General features: G+C 41.1%; 4 protein-coding genes. 1 reads left to right on the top strand and 3 read right to left on the bottom strand.

Translation table 11 applies throughout. The features are described 5' to 3' along the window. The 3 genes from antC to antA form a co-directional block, all read right to left on the bottom strand. A partial coding sequence (antC, locus tag NL42_RS18500; protein ID WP_461313863.1) for an anthranilate 1,2-dioxygenase electron transfer component AntC occupies window positions 1-967 on the bottom strand: 967 nt, incomplete at its 3' end. A 5-nt stretch (window positions 968-972) separates the two neighbouring features. Next, window positions 973-1464 carry an anthranilate 1,2-dioxygenase small subunit gene (gene antB, locus NL42_RS18495; RefSeq protein ID WP_078220806.1) on the bottom strand — a complete coding sequence of 164 codons (492 nt, stop codon included), beginning with the start codon at window positions 1462-1464 and terminating at the stop codon, window positions 973-975. A 2-nt stretch (window positions 1465-1466) separates the two neighbouring features. Further along, entirely contained in the window at window positions 1467-2882 is a 1416-nt protein-coding gene (gene antA, locus NL42_RS18490; protein WP_461313862.1) for an anthranilate 1,2-dioxygenase large subunit, read from the bottom strand. A 219-nt stretch (window positions 2883-3101) separates the two neighbouring features. Here antA and NL42_RS18485 point away from each other — a divergent pair. Further along, window positions 3102-3277: winged helix-turn-helix domain-containing protein (locus NL42_RS18485; RefSeq protein ID WP_461313864.1), on the top strand; the 176-nt coding region annotated here is incomplete at its 3' end.

The raw sequence follows: 3277 nt of genomic DNA, 5'->3' as shown, positions 1-3277 counted from the left end.
CTAACCAATTTTTCACGGCTTCAATCATCGGTGGTGGGCCACATAAATACATATCAAAAGCCTGCTCGGCCAGTTGATCTTTATTCAAGTGCTCATGAATATAGCCCGCTTTGCCTTGCCAAGCTTCGGTTGCTTTAGTCACAATCGGGTGATAACTAAAGTTTGGTAGCTGCTCCGCGTAGTCATGTAAACGCTGTTGTTCGCATAAATCGGTTTCATTATTTACGCCATAGTACAATTGAACAGCAGGTGAGTTAGGCTGCTCAACCAAGTTATCAAGCATTCCCAAGAAAGCTGATAATCCTGTTCCACCAGCTACAAAAACCAGTGGTCGCTGTACTTCACGTAAATAGAAACTACCAAGCGGTGCTTCAATGAGTAGGGTTTGTCCAACCTGACAACGATCACGCAAATAATTACTCATCACACCGTCTGGCAAGAGACGAATTAAAAACTGTAATTGATTGGTTGCGTTTGGTCTGTTTGCAAATGAATATGAGCGCCAATCTTCAGTATCTGGAATTTGCAAACGAGCATATTGACCCGGCAAAAACTGAAGTTGTGCGGTATGACTGCTCGCATCAAGATGTAAAATTGCTGTCGTTTCAGAAACCAGCTCAACCGCAGTCACTTTGGTTTCAATTTTTAAGGTATCACCAGCGTTACAGATCGCAGAATCATGATCGAAATAAAAAGCTGCATCGGATTTCACACGCGTCTGGCAAGCTAACATTTTACGCTCAGCCAAATCACGCTCACTTAATGCATCTTCATCAACATATTCTTGTTCATAAATACCAGTTTCACACTGCCCCTGACAGGTTCCACAAACACCTTCACGGCAGTCTAGCGGTAGGTTAATTCCTTGGCGAACTGCTGCATCAAGCAACAATTCGTCGTTATTTACCGAAATGAAAAAGGTTTTGCCATCGGCAAAGTTAAGTGCAACTGAATGTCCCATTTTCATTCCCCTTAAACGTGATAGAAGTCTAAAACGGAATCAATTTTGTCATTAAGCAAAATGCTGTGCTGACGACGAATGCGGAAACCATCTGCTGTTTGGCGTAAAAGATAAGTAGCGTGTCCGTAAAAACAGCCTTCTAAACCTTGACGGTTATAAAGCGTTTGCCATGCAACTTTTGCTTCAATTAATCCATCATCCAATGTTTTAACTCGAATATTGTTTATGCTGTGTAACGTACGTGGTAACGGAGTTGCAGATGCTGCTTTTCCGGTACGAATACGGAATACACGGTCTTCGAGTCCAGTACGGTCTGCATAATAAATATAAGACAAACCCTGATTTGGATCTTGAACATAGTTATGGTCATCAATCCACTGTGGAATATGATATTCACTATCTTCATCGTAAAGCTCTAGATAGGCATCCCAGTCATAAGCGTCACAAAGTTCTGCTTTTTTGTACAAAAACTGAGATACAGCAAAATTTAGTTCTTGTGACATGGTTACACCTCATCCATTACGGCATTGTTTTCAAAAGTAATATCCTGCATTTTCAAGGCTTTCTTGTTTAAGCCCTCGAGCATTAGACGTTGCCAATGTCCATGCTGGTTTACATAGAGTCCTTCATGGGTAAACTCACGACCAGTAATGACGGGTTGAATACCTAAATCTTGTGAGTTTTTGGTCGTGCCATATTCCCAAGACTGACAACCGCGAGAAATATCGCTCCAACGTTCAAGTCGTGCTTGGAAACCTTTTTGTTGCTCACGGAATTCAACTAAATCGTCTGGTGTACCAAGGCCCGATACGTTAAAGAAATCTTCAAACTGGCGAATACGGTTACGGCGTGGTTCAGCAGATTCACCTTTAACGCCAATACACTGACTGATGACTTCGGTTTTATTCCATGCCACTGGACGAACAATACGAAGCTGAGAGCTAATTTGGTCCATAAAGAATAGACTAGGGTACAAGTTCAAGTTTCTTAAACGGTGCATTGCCCACTCAGCATATTTGTCGCCATATTTTTCGACCATATATGGCATAACTGTACTGTAACCCGGACGAACAGTTGGGTTCGGCATGTCACTAAACAATACGCTATGACCATTTTTGAAGCTGAACCAGCCATCGTCAGTTTCTGAGTCACCGGCACCTAACTTGCTATAGTCAAGCGTATCGAGTTCTTCACCTTTTGATGCATTGACTTGCTGACGGTGTTGGACTGTAGAGACATAGTTATAGTGAACGGTACTGACATGGTAACCATCTAAGCCATTTTCATTTTGTAGCTTCCAGTTACCTGCAAATGTATAAGATGACTTGCCTTGAAGTACTTCGAGTTCACCTGTTGGCGACTGATTAACCATTAAATCAAGGAACAGTTTTGCATCGCCCAAAAAGTCTTCTAGAGAATCTGTTGCTTGAGTATCGAGGCTTACAAATACAAATCCACGGTAGCTGGCAATACGGCCTTGTTTTAAGCCTCGGCTTGATTTATCAAAATCTTCACAATATTCACCAGGTGCTTTGACTTTCACCAAGCGGCCATCTGACTTATAGCACCATGCGTGGAATGGACAAGTAAATGTAGATTGGTTGCCTTTAGCAACGCGTGTTAAGGTCGCTCCGCGATGCTCACAGGCATTGACCATGGCGTGTAGTTCGCCTTTACCATCACGGCTCACAATAATCGGTTGACGACCAATTTGAACTGTTAGGAAATCATGATTGTTTGGAATCTCACTTTCGTGACATGCATAAATCCAAACCTTTTCAAAAATTAGTTCCATTTCCAAGTCAAATAGTTCAGGCTCAGTAAACATATTACGTGCAATACGAAACACGCCATCGTTAGGACGGAAGTCGATACATCCATCTACAAAATCATTCCATTGTTTTAAATTAGATGAGGTCATTTGCTCAATCCTATTCATTCAGCTTTTAACTGATTGAACCGCGATTAGGCTTTGGCCTCTATCCGTTTTTTCCAGATCTTTATCCACTTTGTGCAGTTTTGATTTTTTAATTGAACTCTTTTTAGGAAAGAGTAGAGATTTAAATTTGTATATGTCTTAGCTTGTTAAACTTCCCTATAATGTTAGTGAGCATAAAATAAACTTTTGTGAACTAAGTATATGAAAGAACAAGATTTAAAATTACAGATTAGAATTCTTTTAGAGCAGAACATTGCATTTGGACCAGGTAAGGCAGACTTACTTGAAGCAATTGAGAAAACTGGTTCGATCTCACAAGCTGCAAAATCTATGAATATGAGTTACCGCCGTGCATGGCAGCTGGTAGACACCATGAA

It is taken from the genome of Acinetobacter sp. GN11 (assembly GCF_054823985.1).
The sequence above is the reverse complement of the archived record's forward strand: the minus strand, read 5'-3'. Positions and strand labels throughout refer to the sequence as shown.

What these genes read in the sequence shown, in the direction of transcription:
- antA (WP_461313862.1), bottom strand. Translation starts at nt 2,882, where the DNA reads ATGACCTCATCTAATTTAAAACAATGGAATGATTTTGTAGATGGATGT.
- antB (WP_078220806.1), bottom strand. Translation starts at nt 1,464, where the DNA reads ATGTCACAAGAACTAAATTTTGCTGTATCTCAGTTTTTGTACAAAAAA.